Annotated in this window: 15 protein-coding genes, 1 tRNA gene and 1 pseudogene; 5 read left to right on the top strand and 12 right to left on the bottom strand. The window is 56.1% G+C overall.

All coding sequences use genetic code 11. The annotated features are described in order from the left end of the window. Positions 1-89 precede the first annotated feature (89 nt). Positions 90-314, bottom strand: a pseudogene (locus CIK92_RS11275) (DUF3098 domain-containing protein); the annotation flags it as partial. An 18-nt stretch (positions 315-332) separates the two neighbouring features. Then, positions 333-1214: an ABC transporter permease gene (locus CIK92_RS11270; protein ID WP_022311740.1), complete on the bottom strand. Its 882-nt coding sequence runs from the start codon at positions 1212-1214 to the stop codon at positions 333-335. A gap of 133 nt (positions 1215-1347) precedes the next feature. Here CIK92_RS11270 and CIK92_RS11265 point away from each other — a divergent pair, with 133 nt between their 5' ends. The 3 genes from CIK92_RS11265 to CIK92_RS11255 are packed head-to-tail and all read left to right on the top strand — an operon-like array spanning position 1348 to position 3236. Continuing rightward, positions 1348-2127: a radical SAM protein gene (locus CIK92_RS11265; RefSeq protein WP_094389138.1), complete on the top strand. Its 780-nt coding sequence runs from the start codon at positions 1348-1350 to the stop codon at positions 2125-2127. 27 nt (positions 2128-2154) lie between these two features. Further along, positions 2155-2682 carry a hypothetical protein gene (locus tag CIK92_RS11260; protein WP_022311738.1) on the top strand — a complete coding sequence of 176 codons (528 nt, stop codon included), beginning with the start codon at positions 2155-2157 and terminating at the stop codon, positions 2680-2682. Positions 2683-2687: 5 nt separating this feature from the next. Continuing rightward, entirely contained in the window at positions 2688-3236 is a 549-nt protein-coding gene (locus tag CIK92_RS11255; RefSeq protein ID WP_144289417.1) for a hypothetical protein, read from the top strand. A gap of 265 nt (positions 3237-3501) precedes the next feature. Here CIK92_RS11255 and CIK92_RS11250 read toward each other — a convergent pair whose 3' ends face one another. Together CIK92_RS11250 and CIK92_RS11245 are read right to left on the bottom strand one after the other, a co-directional pair. Continuing rightward, the gene (locus CIK92_RS11250; protein WP_094389136.1) at positions 3502-3849 is read right to left on the bottom strand and encodes a hypothetical protein; all 348 of its coding nucleotides are present in this window, start codon (positions 3847-3849) and stop codon (positions 3502-3504) included. After that, the gene (locus CIK92_RS11245; RefSeq protein WP_094384785.1) at positions 3839-4093 is read right to left on the bottom strand and encodes a type II toxin-antitoxin system Phd/YefM family antitoxin; all 255 of its coding nucleotides are present in this window, start codon (positions 4091-4093) and stop codon (positions 3839-3841) included. The genes CIK92_RS11250 and CIK92_RS11245 overlap by 11 nt, the downstream gene beginning before the upstream one ends. Between CIK92_RS11245 and CIK92_RS11240 the strand changes: the two genes are divergently transcribed. Further along, complete coding sequence (locus CIK92_RS11240; RefSeq protein WP_094389135.1) at positions 4092-4331, top strand: hypothetical protein; 240 nt, start codon at positions 4092-4094, stop codon at positions 4329-4331. The genes CIK92_RS11245 and CIK92_RS11240 overlap by 2 nt on opposite strands. A 116-nt stretch (positions 4332-4447) precedes the next feature. Here CIK92_RS11240 and CIK92_RS11235 read toward each other — a convergent pair whose 3' ends face one another. After that, on the bottom strand, positions 4448-6652 hold the full coding sequence (locus CIK92_RS11235; RefSeq protein ID WP_022311732.1) for a sodium-translocating pyrophosphatase: 2205 nt from the start codon (positions 6650-6652) through the stop codon (positions 4448-4450). 319 nt (positions 6653-6971) lie between these two features. On the opposite strand from CIK92_RS11235, the gene CIK92_RS11230 reads away from it, so the two are divergent. Further along, positions 6972-7181: a hypothetical protein gene (locus CIK92_RS11230; protein ID WP_144289416.1), complete on the top strand. Its 210-nt coding sequence runs from the start codon at positions 6972-6974 to the stop codon at positions 7179-7181. Between the two features lie 1392 nt (positions 7182-8573). Here CIK92_RS11230 and CIK92_RS14100 read toward each other — a convergent pair. From CIK92_RS14100 to CIK92_RS11195, 7 genes are all read right to left on the bottom strand, one after another. Beyond that, positions 8574-10253 (bottom strand): T9SS type A sorting domain-containing protein, encoded by a 1680-nt coding sequence (locus CIK92_RS14100; protein WP_254046080.1) that lies wholly within the window; start codon positions 10251-10253, stop codon positions 8574-8576. A gap of 15 nt (positions 10254-10268) precedes the next feature. Then, the gene (locus CIK92_RS14095) at positions 10269-11261 is read right to left on the bottom strand and encodes a C10 family peptidase (protein WP_254046079.1); all 993 of its coding nucleotides are present in this window, start codon (positions 11259-11261) and stop codon (positions 10269-10271) included. Between the two features lie 58 nt (positions 11262-11319). Beyond that, entirely contained in the window at positions 11320-11448 is a 129-nt protein-coding gene (locus tag CIK92_RS14215; protein ID WP_256387338.1) for a hypothetical protein, read from the bottom strand. A gap of 423 nt (positions 11449-11871) precedes the next feature. Further along, positions 11872-11953: transfer RNA gene (locus tag CIK92_RS11210), tRNA-Leu, on the bottom strand. A 55-nt stretch (positions 11954-12008) separates the two neighbouring features. Then, complete coding sequence (locus CIK92_RS11205) at positions 12009-13031, bottom strand: S41 family peptidase (RefSeq protein ID WP_094389131.1); 1023 nt, start codon at positions 13029-13031, stop codon at positions 12009-12011. Beyond that, positions 13028-13843, bottom strand: coding sequence for a DUF3316 domain-containing protein (locus CIK92_RS11200; RefSeq protein ID WP_094389130.1), 816 nt, complete (start codon positions 13841-13843; stop codon positions 13028-13030). Before CIK92_RS11200 ends, CIK92_RS11205 begins: the two co-directional genes overlap by 4 nt. After that, positions 13830-16523 (bottom strand): DNA gyrase/topoisomerase IV subunit A, encoded by a 2694-nt coding sequence (locus CIK92_RS11195; protein ID WP_094389129.1) that lies wholly within the window; start codon positions 16521-16523, stop codon positions 13830-13832. The genes CIK92_RS11200 and CIK92_RS11195 overlap by 14 nt, the downstream gene beginning before the upstream one ends. Between the last annotated feature and the right edge of the window lie 28 nt (positions 16524-16551).

Genomic DNA, 16551 nt, shown 5'->3' with positions numbered 1-16551 from the left:
TTGTTGTCTTGGGTTATGGTGTGGTCCTCGCAACCGTTGGCTGCGGCGATGTTCTTGTTCTCGGTTTCCTTGGTGTCATCGCTTCCGGCCTCGTCCTTAGGCTTGCGGATGACGGCATAAATCATGGATATGAAGCCCACAAAGCATACCACGGGGGCTACCTTGATGCGCATGGTGCTGAAGATGTCAGCGTTGTAGTGGGTCTCCGTAGAGCCGGGGCCCGACATGAGGATAAAGCCCAGCACGACTATCAGCATACTGATGGCCATGAGGATAAAGTTGACTTTATCAAAAGCAAAATTTCTCTTTTCCATATTGTTGTTGTTTTCTTCTTATATCTTGTAGAGGTCGCCAGCCTTCATCTTCAGAAACTTATTGACCGAGATGGTGGCGCTGAAGACGGTGATGAGGATGCCGAAGAGCAGCACGGTGGCAGCCGTGATGGCGATGACCTGCCAGGTGATGACGGCCATCATGTCGGGGGCGTAATAGTAGACGGCATAGATGCCGCTACCCAGCACGGCACAGGCCATCAGGGCAGCGATGACGCCGATGAGGGCAGCCTGGCCCAGGAACGGGCGGCGTATAAAACCCCATGAGGCTCCCACGAGCTTCATGGTGTGGATGGAGAAACGGCGGGCATAGACTCCCAGCCGCACGGTGTTGCTGATTAGCGAGAACGATACAAAGGTAAGCAGACTGGCAATCACCAGCAGCACAATGCTTACCTTGGCGAGATTGCGGTTGACGCTCTCCACCAGGTCTTTCTGGTAGGTGATGTCGCTCACCTTGGGATATTTCTTCAGCTCGGCGGCAATCCAGCGCAGTGAGTCGTTGTTGGCATAGTCGGCCTTGAGCGTGATGTCGGCAGAGGGGAGATAGGGGTTCTCACCATTGGTAAACTCGGTGGGGTCGGTGCCCAGCACCTTGGTCTGCTCTTTCAGCGCGCGCTCCTTGCTGATGAAGTCGAGGTGGTTGATATAAGGGCGGGTCTTCAGGCGGGCGCAGAGCTGGCTGCCTTCGGGGGTGGTCATGTCTTGCTCGAACATGACGGTCACTACCAGATTTTCCTTAACAAATTCAGAGGTGTTGCGGGCCACCAGTACTGAGAATATCACCAAGCCTAACAAAACGAGCACCATTGCGGTGCTTATGCAGAGGGTCACGGCTTGCAGTCCCTGACGATTCCGCGATTTAGTATGTCTTTTAGCCATTTGCCTTGTGGATATAATATGCCAATTTTGGTGCAAAGAAACAAAAAAAAACGCGAATATACGACATTTTAACCACCATTAACGCGTATTGCCTGAAAATACGAGTACCTTTGCAGCTGTTAATGCTAAAGATATGAGTACACAGCTACATAATTCGCCCATTTACGGCCCTGTTCACAGTCGCCGTCTGGGCCTCTCGGTGGGCATCAACCTCATGCCCGCCGACGGCAAATACTGTACCTTCGACTGCATCTACTGTGAGTGTGGATACAACCATGAGCGACAGACCCGCACACCGCGTCCGACGGTCGCCGAAGTGATGGCGGCGCTCGAGCGGCAGCTGCAGACGATGGCAGATGATGGCTCGCGTCCCGACGTGCTTACCTTTGCCGGCAACGGCGAACCCACCGCCCATCCCCATTTCGCCGAAATCGTCGACGCCACCATCGCCCTGCGCAACCGCTATTGCCCCGACGCGCGCATATCGGTGCTGAGCAACGCCACGCAGCTGCATCGTAGCGAGGTGCGTGAGGCGCTGATGAAGGTAGACAACAATATCCAGAAACTCGATACGGTCGACGATGCCTACATCCCCCTCGCCACCCGCCCCGCCAGTCGCGCCTATCGTGCCGCCGACATCATCGACCAACTGCGCCTCTTCGACGGTCACGTCATCATCCAGACCATGTTCATGCACGGCTCTATCGACGGCGAGGATGTGGGCAATACCGCCGAGCGTTATGTCGCGCCGTGGCTGGAGGCGGTAAGACTCATCCAGCCCGCCGAGGTGATGATTTACACCATAGACCGCCCCACGCCCGACACCTGTCTGCAGAAGGCGACGCCCCTCGAGCTCGACGCCATACGCCGCAGGGTCGAGGACATGGGCATCGCCTGCACGGCGTCATACTAAGTTGACAATGAAACAATAATAGAGAATATGAATTTTGAACAGAGAGTGAGAGAAGACCTGCTTACCTATCTGGCAGGCAGACAAGAGATAGACGTGCCCATGCCCGAGTGTCCCGATGTAGAGGAGGCATGGCGCAAGGTGGGTGAGGACTATATGCCCGACGGCATCCGCGAGTTCAACGCCTATCCTACCGTTTCCCTGGGTTGGATTATGTTTGTCGGCATGGCCATGGCGCAGCTGTGGGACACTGACTGGCAGCGTGCCGACGCCGATGCACATATATATAATACCTTGCGCGACGTGCGCGGTTTCGACCATACCGACGACTATATCCTCGACGAGGTGCTCGGTCTCGATGCCGAAGCCCATGGCGCCGTGAGCCGACTGGTCAACGAGTGTGCCAACCGTGCGCTGTCTCTGCTGCGCCACGAGGGGCTTACTCCTGGCAGCGCCGAGGCTTTCCGCGCCTATATCGCCTGTCTCCACCAGCTCTATCTGGCTGGCATGGCTGTACAGTTGCGCCGTATGGGGTATCACATGACCAAGATAGGATGACGGCAGTGGAGACTGCCTGCGCAGACCATTGGGCAGCCCGGCTTGCCCAGTCTCACGGAGCCGCCGAGATAGAAGCCCTCTGCGCCGAGTGCGCTGGCAATGATGGGCTGATGAACATGGTTTACCGGCTGATGGACAGCGACGACAGCCGCACCGCAACCAACGCCCTGTGGATTCTCAACCACTTGCCCAAGAGCGAGGACGCATGGCTGGAGACCCACCGCGCCGACCTGATTGCCAGGACTGTGGCAGAGGAGGTGAGCGGCAGAAGACGTATGCAGCTCTGCCTCGTCAGCCGGTTGCCGTTTGGTGCCGATGATGTCCGTATCGACCTGCTCAACTTCTGTTTCGACCACGCCCTGCAGCCACGCGAGACGGCTGCCTGCCGTGCCCTGTGTGTCAAACTGGCTTATGAGCTGTGCCGCCATTATCCCGAGCTGCTGCGCGAACTCCATATCACGTTGCGCGAGATGATGCTCGACCCGCTTCCGCCCTCTGTGGCATCGGCAGTCAGGAGCGTAAAGCGCCATCTGCCTAAGACTTGGAAAGTATAAATGGCCACACGGCCAGTCTGAAGGGATGTCTGCGGGCATCCTTTTCGCTTTTCCGCTCCTCGCGGCTGTTTCCCTGATGACAGGGCCTCCCGTAGGCGCCGCCCCGTCTTCGCTCTTCGTCGATATATCCACCGCAGCGTGACTCTGTTGGCAGCCCCGCATGTTTGTTCTTGCAGGAGGAACAATAAAAACCGATGATACCATCCGTCATGGTATCATCGGTTTCGCATGAATGTCTGTTACTGGCAATGTGGCTCGTTACGAGTCATCCGATAGGGTAGCCTTCTTCCTTAATGATTTGTTTGAGCACATTGACCTTTGCCGTTGCAGCATCCTCTTTGTCATAGATGAGCAGCAGCACTATTTCTCCATCCATCTCCTTTGTGATGAAGTTATAAGTGATGACCCTTGCTCCGCCGGCTTTTCCTTTGCTTTTGGACTTGATGGCCATTCTTATCTTACGGATGCCAGAAGCCAGTTCTGCACCTTGTAACGGGTTCTCGAGGAGCGACTTTCCAAAGTTGGTCAGGTCATCCTTGAATGAAGGATATTTCTTTGCAAGCCTCTTCGCTGTCACATTGAAATAACTTGATGTTGTGATTCTATAGTTCATCAATCAACTTGTCAAGTGTGTTCAGCTCTTTCTTGCCTGCAATGACATCCTTAAGTTCTCTGAGAGCTCCCCTTAGGTCGGCCGCAATATCTTGTGTACTCTCCGCAACGGAGTCGGAAGAAGTAACTGGAAGCAGACGGAAACTGCCTTCACGTGATTTCAATATCACTTGTTCACCGGAGTTCACCATGGAGAAGTATTTGCCCTGGTTGGCTCTAAAGTCTCTTGCACTAACTATCGTCATGACTATTGTTTATTTTGTTTATGCTACAAAGATAGTTATAATATTCCAATTGGCAACCATTTTGGTACCAAAATTAATACCAAATATGCAAAAAGAGTTGCTCAAGAAATGTAATAAGCACTTTTCCTGCAACGATATCCATGTCGCAGAGCAGTCTGAGCCTGTTGTCTTGAGCCCCGAACCTGTTGGCGGTCGAATTGTAGTTGTAGACGTTTGGGATGAGGATGAACGTGGCTGATGTGACAGTGTGGGTATCAATCTGTATGGGCTCCTAAATGTCATAACCAAGAAGTCTGCATATGCCCTGGTGGGCGATATGCAGACTTCCGCTTTATGGGTTAGCAGGCTCGAGCCTTACAGGAAGGCGATGGTAAGGCCTGCCATGACGATACTTACCATCGACATGAGCTTGATGAGGATGTTGAGCGACGGGCCGGATGTGTCCTTGAACGGGTCACCCACGGTGTCGCCTACGATGGTGGCCTTGTGGTCTTCGCTACCCTTGCCTCCGAAGTTGCCTTCTTCTATCATCTTCTTGGCATTGTCCCATGCACCGCCAGAGTTGGACATGAACACGGCGAGGGTGAAACCTGCAGCAAGTCCACCGGTGAGCAGACCCAGTACGCCGGCTACGCCAAGCACCAGACCGATGACGATGGGGATGATGATGGCCAGCAGCGACGGCAGAATCATCTCGCGCTGGGCACTGCGTGTGCTTATCTCTACGCAGCGGCCGTAGTCGGGAGTAGCCTTGCCCTCAAGGATGCCCTTGATGACGCGGAACTGGCGGCGAACCTCCTGTACCATCGACCCGGCAGCGCGGCCTACGGCTCCCATGGTGAGTCCGCAGAAGAGGAAGGCTGCCATGGCGCCGAGGAATGCACCTACGAGCACCTTGGGGTTGATGAGATTGACCTGGAAGAACTCGATGAAGTCTATCGTGGTGGCGTTGACGGGGTCAAACACCTCACCAGCGGCGTCGAAATACTGTTTGCCGTTTTCCACGGCACGTACCATGGCAATCTTGATTTCCTCAATATAAGAGGCAAGCAGTGCGAGGGCGGTGAGGGCAGCCGAACCGATGGCAAAGCCCTTGCCGGTGGCGGCGGTGGTATTGCCGAGGGCGTCGAGGGCGTCGGTGCGCTCACGCACTTCCTTACCCAGACCGCTCATTTCGGCGTTGCCTCCGGCATTGTCGGCGATAGGACCATAGGCGTCGGTGGCAAGTGTGATACCCAGTGTGGAGAGCATACCCACAGCGGCGATACCGATACCGTAGAGACCGGTGCTGATAGAGTGGGCAGACAGAGACATATCAAAGCCATTGGCGCAGAGATAGCTGAGCATGATGGCCACTGAGATGGTGAGCACGGGAATCATGGTCGATATCATACCCGTTCCTATACCCTTGATGATGACGGTGGCAGGACCTGTCTGCGAAGCCTCGGCTATCTGCTGTGTCGGCGTGTAGCTGTGAGAGGTGTAGTACTCGGTAGCCTGACCGATGATGACACCGGCTACAAGACCGCTGATGACAGAGAAGGAGAGGCCGAGCCAGTTGTCGATACCCAGGAGATAGAGTATGGCGAAGGTAGCCACGGCTATCAGACCGGCGCTGACGTTGGTACCCAAGCCCAGCGAGTGGAGCAGTTCCTTCATGGTGGCTCCCTCCTTGGTGCGCACCAGGAAGATGCCGATGAGGGAGAGGAAGATGCCGATGGCGGCGATAATCATAGGAGCGATGACGGCGCGGAGCTGCATGTCATCGTTCATGGCAAAGGCTGTGGCACCAAGAGCAGCGGTAGAGAGTATCGACCCGCAGTAGCTCTCGTAGAGGTCGGCGCCCATACCGGCAACGTCGCCCACATTGTCGCCCACATTGTCGGCGATGGTTGCGGGGTTGCGGGGGTCGTCTTCAGGGATATTGGCCTCGACCTTACCCACAAGGTCGGCACCCACGTCGGCAGCCTTGGTATAGATACCTCCGCCTACACGGGCAAAGAGCGCCTGGGTAGAGGCACCCATTCCGAAGGTAAGCATGGTCGTGGTTATGGTGATGAGAGCGGTGCCCTCTCCTTCATAGACGGCGTTGAGAACAATAAACCATATAGCGATATCGAGCAGGCCGAGACCTACAACGACGAGACCCATCACGGCACCGCTGCGGAAGGCTATCTTCAGTCCCTTGTCCAGACTCGTGCGTGCGCCGTTGGCTGTGCGTGCCGATGCGTAAGTGGCGGTCTTCATGCCGAAGAATCCTGCCAGACCCGAGAAGAGTCCACCGGTGAGGAATGCAAACGGAACCCAGGGGTTCTGCACTTTCAGCACGTAAGCCATGAAGGCAAATACGATGGCAAGCACTATGAATACGATGGTCACGACCTTGTACTGCTGCTTCAGATAGGCCATTGCGCCTTTCCTGACGTGCTCGGCAATTTCTTTCATACGGTCTGTGCCCTCTTCTTCTTTCATCATCGAACGGAAGAAGTACCATGCCATACCCAGAGCCACTACGCTGGCAATCGGGATGAGCCAAAATACTAAAGGAATGTTGTTCATTAAGATAAATTTAATTGGTTAGTAATGTATGTTCTTAGTTAATCGTTATAATAACGATGGTGCAAATATAATGAAATATATTGATACGGAAAATAAATTGATAAAAATATCTTAAAAAAAATCAACAATGGCTCCTTGGAGGTTGTCGTCAGCTCATTTTATGCCCGATATGGCGGTGCCGATTGGCCCGTTGCGGGCAGTGCTTTGCCGATGCAGACACAAAAAACCGTGGCTGCTGCTTGCGGGGGGCCAATTGCGCGTTTTATCAACTATTTATTGCGTCTATGAGGGAATGATATAAATACAAAAAGCCGTGGCTGTGGCTGTCGGCTTCGCCTTGGCGTGGCTGGCGGTGCCGACAGTCGGAAAACGAGTTTTCCTCCTTGCCGCCTCCACCATCCCCACCGTCATGCCGTGCATGACGACAGCCGCCGCGACGGTAAAAAAAGCGGCCCTTGGCCGTAAAAAAAGTCCGCCGTTGGCGGTACAAAAACAGCTGTTTATTGAAAGCATCTCCCCAGCCGTTTAGAAAGCCCCTCCTCAGCCCTCCTCCAGTGACTGGAGCTAATTCTTGCTGTGTTTGAGGCGGTTATGTGGTGCTCCTTCCCCTTGGGGAAGGCCGGGATGGGGCTTGCAGATGGATGGTGCGCACCCCTGGCAACTCTGTAGGAGTTGCGATTTCATAGCCCAGGGTTGAGGTGCGTAGCGCCTCTACCCTGGGTACAGATATAATAAGGTGTAGCTACTCTGTAGGAGTTGCGTTTAGCCGAAGGCGTTATACTCAGTTTAATGGTATTTTCCTATCCATTCCTGCCAATTGTCCTGGTGAGGGTAACGCCTACGGCTAATCGCAGCTCCTACAGAGTTGCCAGGTTAGTGGGGGCAGTTACCCAGGGTAGCGTGCTTCGCCCGCAACCCTGGGCTGGGGAAACGCAACTCCTACAGAGTTGCTGCTGCTTGCGGAGGGCCGATTGCGGGGTAAATCCATTAATGGATACTTCTATAATAGGTTGATATAAATACAAAAAGCCGTGGCTGTGGCTGTCGGCTTCGCCTTGGCGTGGATGGCGGTGCCGACAGTCGGAAAACGAGTTTTCCTCCTTGCCGTCTCCACCATCCCCACCGTCATGCCGTGCATGACGACAGCCGCCGCGACGGTAAAAAAAGCGGCCTTTGGCCGTAAAAAAAATCCGCCGTTGGAGGTAAAAAAACAGCTGCTTATTGGGAGCCCCTCCCCAGCCTTCCCCTTGGGAGGGCACTGAAAAACTAAAACCCACTATCAAATTGAAAGTTGATGACGGAGATATAGCTGTTTTACCCTTTATTTTCTGTCTATTTTAGCCTTATTTAGGCGATTTGCAGAAAGAGAAGTTACAAATCGTAAGCATTTTCCGTTTTGGTCATAAAAAAAGGGGACTTTTTCAGTGCCCTCCCTTGGGGAAGGCCGGGATGGGGCTTGTGGGTGGATGTCGTTGTCGGCCGGTGGGCATCGCAGTGGGGCGTCACTGCGCCTCTTGCTGTCTGCGCAACTCCCGTAACCCACGCCATGTTGCCCATGGTGATTTCGCGGAGCGTGATGGGCATTGCCGCTACCCTGTTGACCGCCATCCCGACTTGCGCAATCATCACGGCTGGCTCGTAACATATGATACGTGGGCTCGTGCCTTCTGAAACGTGGGCTCGTGACTTATGATGCGAGGGCTCGTGACATAAGGTACGAGCTGGCCATGGTGGTAGAGGTGATGGCGATGACGCCCTCTGGCTGACCCTGCGGCATGAGGGGCGAGGCGGAGCGGGTGGCGGTGCTTGGGTGGCTGGTGGCGGCGACGCAAAAAAGCCATCCCCGCTGCCTGTCGTTGGGCAGGGGGGATGGCTATGGTTGCGCCGTGGTGGCGGTGACGGTGGACTGCTGTCGCAGTGGCTATCGCAGAGGGGCGGCGGTGCGGTTCATGAACCGGTAGGTGGTGGTGCGCGCTCCAGCCTCTATCCGCAGGAGGTAGACGCCCTGGGCGAGACCCTGGAGGGAGAGTTCGGCGCGGCGGGCGTCGGTGGCTGGTGCCTGGCCGACCATTGTGCCACTCACGCTGTAGAGCCGTATGGCTCTGAGCCCCTCGGCGCTCACCGCAAGCTGACCGGCGCTGAGGCTCACTGTGGGCGCCGTGGTCGGGGCGTCGTCAATGGCTGTGGCGGTGCCGCTATAGATGGAGAAGATGCTGCCCTCGCGCTTGAGGTAGTAAGCCGGCGCCTTGGGCGAGGTCAGCTCCACATCGTTTCCGTCGGTCTTGCCGGTGACATAGATGCGATAGGTGTGGCCGTCTGCAAAGGGCTGGTTGCTCTGACGCAACCAGTAGCTGAAGAGCGGCACATCAAACGATGAATGGACGCTGACATTATCCTCGATACCCGGTATCTGGATGGTCTCATGGGTCTGCGTGTCTTCGCCAAACATATATACGTAGCCCTCGTAGCTGCGTCCTTCGGTTGCGCGTAGCGACACTCCGAGTTTGAAGAGCGGCATCCTGGTGATGTCGATGCTTCCCGACTCGACCTTGGAGTTGGAGTCGTCGGCCAGGAATATCTCCGCCTTGGCCATAATCGGTCTGTCCTGTCCCTTGACCACATCGATATAGGCGGCATCGCGGTCGTGGATGTTGAGGATGGGGTAGTGGAGCGTCTCTGCCTCGTCGCCCGTCATCTCGAGCTGCACCTCGTAGCGCGCTGGGGCGAGCGAGGCGGGGATGGAGAGGGGGATGGGTATCTCGGTCTCGGTGAAGCCCTCGATTTCGGTCAGTGCGTCCACGCGCGTGTCGAGCACCACTGTCCTGTCGGCATCGAGCAGCCTCACCCTCAGATAACAGTCGCGCGGCACGCCATTGAGATTTTTCACGGGGAAGAACGCCACCACCTTCTCGCCCTGATAGGCTTCGTCGGAGAGGCGGGGCTGGCCCATCAGCTGGAACCGCGCTTCCTCCGAACAGATTTCCGAGATACGTGCGGAGCCGTTGCTCAGTTCCACCTCGATGATGGGCGCCTTCTTTATGGGGAAGAAATCGTCCCACGAACCGTCGTCCTTGCGGGCGGTGCATACGGCGATGAGGCGGTAGTAGCCATCGGCGAGCTGGGCGAGACTCAGGTGGATGGGCTGGGGCTCGTTGATGAGATAGTCGGTGCCCATATATCCGTCGAGGCCGTCGCCGTAGATTCGCTGGGTGAGTCCGCCGGTGGCGTGGTCGTCAGAATAGGCCACGCGGACGAACTTGCCCTGGGCGTCGTAGACCGCCACGCCGATGTCGCCACGGAAGGGGTTGCCGCGGTTCACAAACGAGCTGACCTCTACGGTCTGCGTCTGCGACGGATTGAAGGTCTTGTCTGCGCCCTTGATGGAGAGCGAGCCGCCCTCGTTGAACATCAGTTGGGGCGAGGTCTCCAGCAGTCCGCGGTCGATGTCGGGATATTTGCCGTTGTTGGGGTGGGCGAGGATGGCGGTGAGGGCGCGGTTGAAGGCCAACGGCTTGCCTTGGAATTCACTTCCGGTCTCGGTCACGTTGAGGTTGGTGAGCGAGTAGTAGGCGTCGCCCTGTCCTTCCCAGCCGAAGTTCATGTGGAAGAGTCCGTTCTAGTCAAATCCGTCGGCCACCCAGGCGTGCCCTGACGCCGTCCCTGCGGGCCGTCCGTCCAGATAGACTGGACACCCGTTGAGCAGTTCCTGCCGCAGTATCTCGGCAAAGCGGCTGGGGCCCTCTATGGCTTTGGTGACATAGGCAGCGGTGTAGTCGAAGTGCTTCTGCAGCGCCTTGTAGGCAAAGAGTCCCTGGGTACCGCTCGCGTCGGGGGTGTACTGCATAAACGAGGCTATGCCCACGTCGCTCATCAGCAGCGCCACGGCGTCTTCCTGCTTCTGCGTGGCGGCGATGGGGTAGCGGTAGTCGGGCAGCATGTTGGCCCAGTCGTAGCGCGACTGGCTGAAGTCGGCGCTCACCGTCGTGTTGTAGTACTTGACGAGATACTCGTTGCTCCCCTTGCCCTGGGCGGGCCACTGGTAGTAGTACATCATCTGCGCCACCGCCGTAGCCACGCATCCGCTGTAGGGGTAGCCGGTCTTGGCGTTGAAGGGGTGCGACTGTCCCCACTTGCTCTTCAGCAGCGGCTCTACGGTCTTGGTGTAGAGTGCGCTGCGGGTTCTGGGGCTGATGGTCACCCACCCCTCCTTGATTGCCTCGTAGGTCTGGCGGTAACCCTCTAAGAGCAGTTTGACGCAGGGGTTGGCTGTCAGCGTGTCGAGCGTGGCCTCCCTGCTGTAGGCCAGGATTTCTCCCATCTCGTCGTCGCCGGCAACGATGATAAATCCCTGTCCCCGCGCGTCGTTATATATATAATAAGGTGGAATGGGCGTCGCCGTGCGGCTCTGCGCCCTGGCTTTGGCGGCACAGTCGTCCGACAGGTTAACCACTCTTCGGGCAATCCTGACAGCCTCCATCGGGCTGATGTCCTTGGCATGCGCCGCTGGGGCAATGGCCGCCAGCATGCTCACCACAACAGTCGCCACAGCCACAGCATGGCTGCGCCACACTGCAAGTCTAAGTATTCGTGCGATATCTTTCATTTCCATTGTTCTATATGTAGATTCAGACATAGGGCATTTGGTTTCAAAAGCATTGTGCATGGCTTCAAAAGCGGTTGCGCATGGCTTCGGAGACATCGCGCTTGGTCTCGTAATTATTGCGCTTGTCTTCAAAAGCGGTTGCAAAGATAATACTTTTTTGCTGATAAATAGCTGTTTTCGCCGTTTTTTCCATAATGCCACATAGATACATTTATTGGGTCATTTATTGGGCCATTTATTGGGTCATTGGGCTAACCGAGTATGGCATTGCTTTGAACAAGCTGGTTCAATCAAATCTGTATTGGTTCTGGTTACTCCCGTAGTTAGGGTCTCAAGCAACGCTTCTCATTCCAAGCATTCAATAATAGCGGAAATTCCGAATAGGGTTGTCTCCTCAGCCATTTTGCAGAATATATTATGCTTGTTGCCCACTTCAAGTTATCCCTCTTCTATCTCTACACATTCCTCCAGCCTGTCAGTAGTGGTGTCATCAAATGTAGAGGCTGACAGCCTGGCCATCGGGTGACCACGAGTGATGACCGCGCAGCCAATGGGGCTTGGGTAAACAAACAAAAAAATCCTAACTGCTTGTTGATAAGCAATTAGGATTAGCGGGTGCGCCTGATAGGACTCGAACCTACACGACCTGAGCCACCAGATCCTAAGTCTGGCGCGTCTACCAATTCCGCCACAAGCGCAATAATGGTGCAAAGTTACGATAAAAAAATGAGAAACGTGACGATGCGTGAGTTTTTATTTGCTGTCATTCAATTTTTTACGGGCTTCCTCGATGATGGTGTCAATGCCACGCTGGAGGTCGCTGTCGGTAATGCTCACCACATGGTCGGGGGCTATGCCGTCTTCGGTGCTCTGGCGGTTGCGGTCGTAGATGGGGCAGGCAGAGAACCTCACGCTCCATCCGCACGGCAGCTCGCTGCTGAAGGGCATGCCGCCTCCGCCACCGGTGTGGTCGCCCACGGTGATGACGCGTGGACAGCAGCGCATATACTTGACAAACTCGTTGGCGGCGCTGAAGACGGTGCGGTTGGTGAGCACTGCCACCGGCTTGTGCCAGCGTATGCCGCGGCTCGGGCGCAACCGCTGCTCCTTCATGGCAGAGAAGTCGTTGTGGCCGCGGCCCGTCTTGTGCTGCACATATCCCACGAGGATGTCTTCGTCGGTAAAGCGGGCAGCCAGTTGCTCGGCGGCGCTTATCATTCCACCGGGGTTGCTGCGTATGTCGATGATGAGGGCGCGGCAGGTGAGCAGGTAGGCCATGATGTCGTCGAGGTTGCCTTCGCCGAAACCGTTGGCAAAGGTGGAGCAGCGCATATAGCCTATGTTGTCGTCGAGGATGCGGTAGCTGATGCCCGACGCGATGCGGTAGTCGGTGCCGAGATAGCGTCGGGAGAGTGTGTCGGAGAAGTTGGAGGGATAGTCTTCGCGCCAACTCCAGTTGCGGCCGATGTCGAAGGTGGAGTAGAGATTGACATGGCCGTCGCGCAATTCGCTGAGCATGTTGCAGAGCACTTCAAACTGCTGGTTCTCGCTCATGTGGTTGTCTATCTGGCGTGAGTAGCGCTGATAGACCTCGTTCCAGTCTATGCCCTTCTGGCTGAAGAAGCAGTAGTGCTCGTCCATGATGCGCCATAGGGCTTCAAAGTTGCCGCTCGGCGAGTTGGTGTATTCGTCTTCATCTACGCAGCTGGTCATGCTGATGGCGACAAGGCATGCCAGGCATAGGCGGAACAAGAGAGAAAGGCGTGGAAGGGTCATGGCTGTTTAATCTTTTGGATGCTGAACTTGCGCACCACACCGATGACAAACGCATGGGTGTAGATGTGTGACTTGAGGTGGTTGACGCTGGCTTGCTGGTAGTCGCCCAGATAGCCGGCGCGCAGGGTGGTGCCCCACAGGTTGTAGTCGACGGTGAGCATCTGCCTCATCGACGGCGCGTTGCCTACCCAGGTGGGCACCACGTTGTGGTCGTAGTTGCCCTTGGAGAATATCTCGTAGTAGGACTGTCCGTAATTGGGCGAGAACATGACGCCGGCAACTGGCAGCCACACCTCGTATCTCACTGCCAGCGGATGGCGCCAGTGCAGGGTGTAGGTGGCGGCGGCTGTGGGCGTAAGGTTGAGATAGGCTCGGGCCTGTGCGGGATTGTTGGAGTTGCGGGTGTTGTAGATGAAACCTATGTTGGCGTCGATGTTTCCACCCACGTCGAGTCGCAGGGTGCTTCCCTTGAAATGGAAATCGCATAGATGCCAGTGCCATCCGTACTGGAAATTGTAGCTGCCTGCCATCTCGCCACCGTAGCCGCTCTTGTTTTCAAGAAGAGAGAGGCTGCCCTGGTGGATGATTTCATGGAAGAGGCGCGTGGTGTCGGTCTTCTCGCGCAGGGTGTGTGAGATGTATCTCAGCTCGGTGCCCCTGTAATGGAGCGGGGAGAGATAGGTGTCAAGCACCTCGGCGCCTCCAATGCCCACCATGCGGGCATTGGTGACTATGCGCTCGCTCTGGGCCCAAGCGATGGAGCAGGGCACGACTGCCAGGAGCGCCAGGAGGATGGTCTTAATTGTCGTCATTGGTGAAAAGGCTGAGTTGGCCGGTGATTTCGTCGATGACCTGCTGTTGGCTCTTGCCGGCATCGGGGTCCAGGTTGGTGTCGTCGGTGCTGTCGTCGGCGTCACTGGCAGTGGGCTCGGGCTCAGGCTGGCGGGTAGGCTCAAGCTCTTCTACCGTCTTGACCTTGTAGATGGTGAGACGGCGGCCGTGGGCCTTGACCGAGCGGATGGTGGCGAAGTCGGCAGCCTCGACCTCAAGCGGCGGCTGCTTGACATCGACGCCCTCGAAGGTAACCCTCAGACGGGGATAGGGCGTGTCGGTGAGCAGCACCATCTTGCTCTTGAGGTTTTCGCCCATGATGTTGAGCGGCTTGCGCGAGTATTCCAGCGCAAATCGCTTGATGTAGAGCAGACGGTTGTTGTCGGCATCATAGAGCACGGCGGTCCATATCTTCTCGGGATTCCACTTCTCGATGACGACGATGCCCTCGCTATAGTGGTTGTTGGCGTCGAAGTCGGTGAAGTAGTAGCTGTAGTCGTTGAGGATAACCAGTATACGGTCGTCGTCGCTGAACTCTCCGAGGTAGTTGCCCCGCTCTTCATAGTTGATGCGTCGCACATAGGGGTCGTACCACACCTTGCGTCCGCCCAGGGTGGAGTGGCCGCGGCTCTTGAGCGAGATGCGGTGTACGGGCTTCTTGGTGAGGATATTGCCTCGTGCCGTACGGTTCTTGATAAGTATTTCGGAGAAATCCTTTTCGAGGAATATATTGGCCTTCTTCTTGGCTGTACAGTCGGGTTCGAGCGTTATCTTTATCACTTCGGCCTCGCCGTTGGGGTTGGCAGTGAAGTACATGATGCGCGAACCCTCGGTGCCTTGGGTCAGGTCGTACTCGCGGTCACGAGTACAGCCGTTGACGAAGAAACGCTTGATGAAGCACATGCCCTTGCGGCCGTCGCGATAGACCACGTTGAAGATGGTGCGCACATCGTTCTTCTTGAACACCTGCGCCCAGATTACGTTCTTGCCCACGAAGAACTTGTCGGCCACCTTGACGATCTTGTATTTGCCGTCGCGGTAGAAGATGATGATGTCGTCTATCTTGGAGCAGTTGCACACAAACTCGTCTTTCTTGAGTCCGGTGCCCATGAAGCCGTCGCTGCGGTTGATGTAGAGCTTCTCGGTGGCCTCGATTACCTCGGTGGCTTCGATGGTGTCAAAGTTGCGTATCTCAGTGTGGCGTGGATGGTCGGCGCCATATTTCTCGATGATATACTCATACCAGTTGATGGTCACGTCGGTCATGTGGGCCAGGTCGTGCTCTATCTCCTTGAGCTCTTTCTTGATACGCGCCAGCAGTTCGTCGGCCTTGTCCTTGCTGTATTTCAGGATGCGCTGCATCTTGATTTCGAGCAGACGCAGCAGGTCGTCGCGTGTGATGCTGCGCACCAGCTTCTTCTTGAATGGAGCAAACTTCTCGTCGAGGAACTCCACCACGGCGTCCTGGTTGGGAGCCTGCTCGAAGCGGGTCTCCTTGTACATGCGTTCCTCGATGAAGATGCGCTCGAGCGAGATGAAGAACAGCTGCTCGAGCAGCTCGTTGCGGCGTATCTCCAGCTCCATCCTCAGCAGGTCTTTGGTGTGCTCGACCGAGTGGGTCAGCACGTCGCTGATGGTGAGGAAGCAGGGTTTGTTGTCCTTGATTACGCAGCAGTTGGGCGAAATGTTGGTCTCGCAGTCGGTGAAGGCATAGAGCGCGTCGATGGTCTTGTCGGGGCTTGTGCCCGGCGCCAGGTGTATCAGTATCTCCACCTCGGCGGCGGTATTGTCGTCGATGCGGCGTATCTTGATTTTACCTTTCTCTATAGCCTTGGTGATGCTGTCTATCAGAGTTGATGTGGTCTTGGTGAAGGGGATGTCGCGTATGGCGAGCGTCTTGCCGTCTACCTGCTCTATCTTGGCTCTCACCTTGACCACTCCGCCTCTCAGTCCGTCGTTATATTTGGATACGTCTATCGAACCGCCGGTGGGGAAGTCGGGGTAGAGGGCAAACTTCTCGCCGCGCAGATAGGCTATGGCAGCCTGGCATATCTCGGTAAAGTTGTGGGGCAGAATCTTGGACGCCAGACCCACGGCTATACCTTCGGCTCCCTGGGCCAGCAGTAGCGGATACTTCACGGGCAGCGTGATAGGCTCCTTGTTGCGGCCGTCGTACGACAGTTGCCAGTCGGTGGTCTTGGGGTTGAACACCGTGTCGAGGGCAAACTTGGTAAGACGGGCTTCGATGTATCGTCCGGCAGCAGCACGGTCGCCGGTCAGTATGTTGCCCCAGTTGCCCTGGGTGTCGATGAGCAGCTCTTTCTGGCCCAGCTGCACCAGCGCGTCGCTTATCGACGCGTCGCCGTGGGGGTGCAGCTTCATCGCCTCGCCCACCACGTTGGCCACCTTATTGTATCTGCCGTCGTCCATGCGCTTCATGGTGTGCAGTATGCGGCGCTGCACAGGCTTCAGACCGTCCTCGATATGAGGTACGGCACGTTCCAGGATCACGTAGCTGGCGTAATCCAGAAACCAGTTCTTGTACATTCCCGAAAGGTGATGCACGGCAGAAGCGTCGAAGCGGTCGGCAGGGCGATAGTCGGAGTGCTGGTCGTTGTCCAGTATATCGTCTGTTTCCTCTTTGGTCTTGTCGTCGTCCATAGTTATTATCGTTTATTGCAGAAAGTAT

The sequence above is a fragment of the Prevotella sp. P4-67 genome (genome assembly GCF_002251325.1).
Taxonomy (GTDB): domain Bacteria; phylum Bacteroidota; class Bacteroidia; order Bacteroidales; family Bacteroidaceae; genus Prevotella.
Note: the sequence above shows the minus strand (reverse complement) of the source record. Positions and strands in the feature narration are given on the sequence as shown.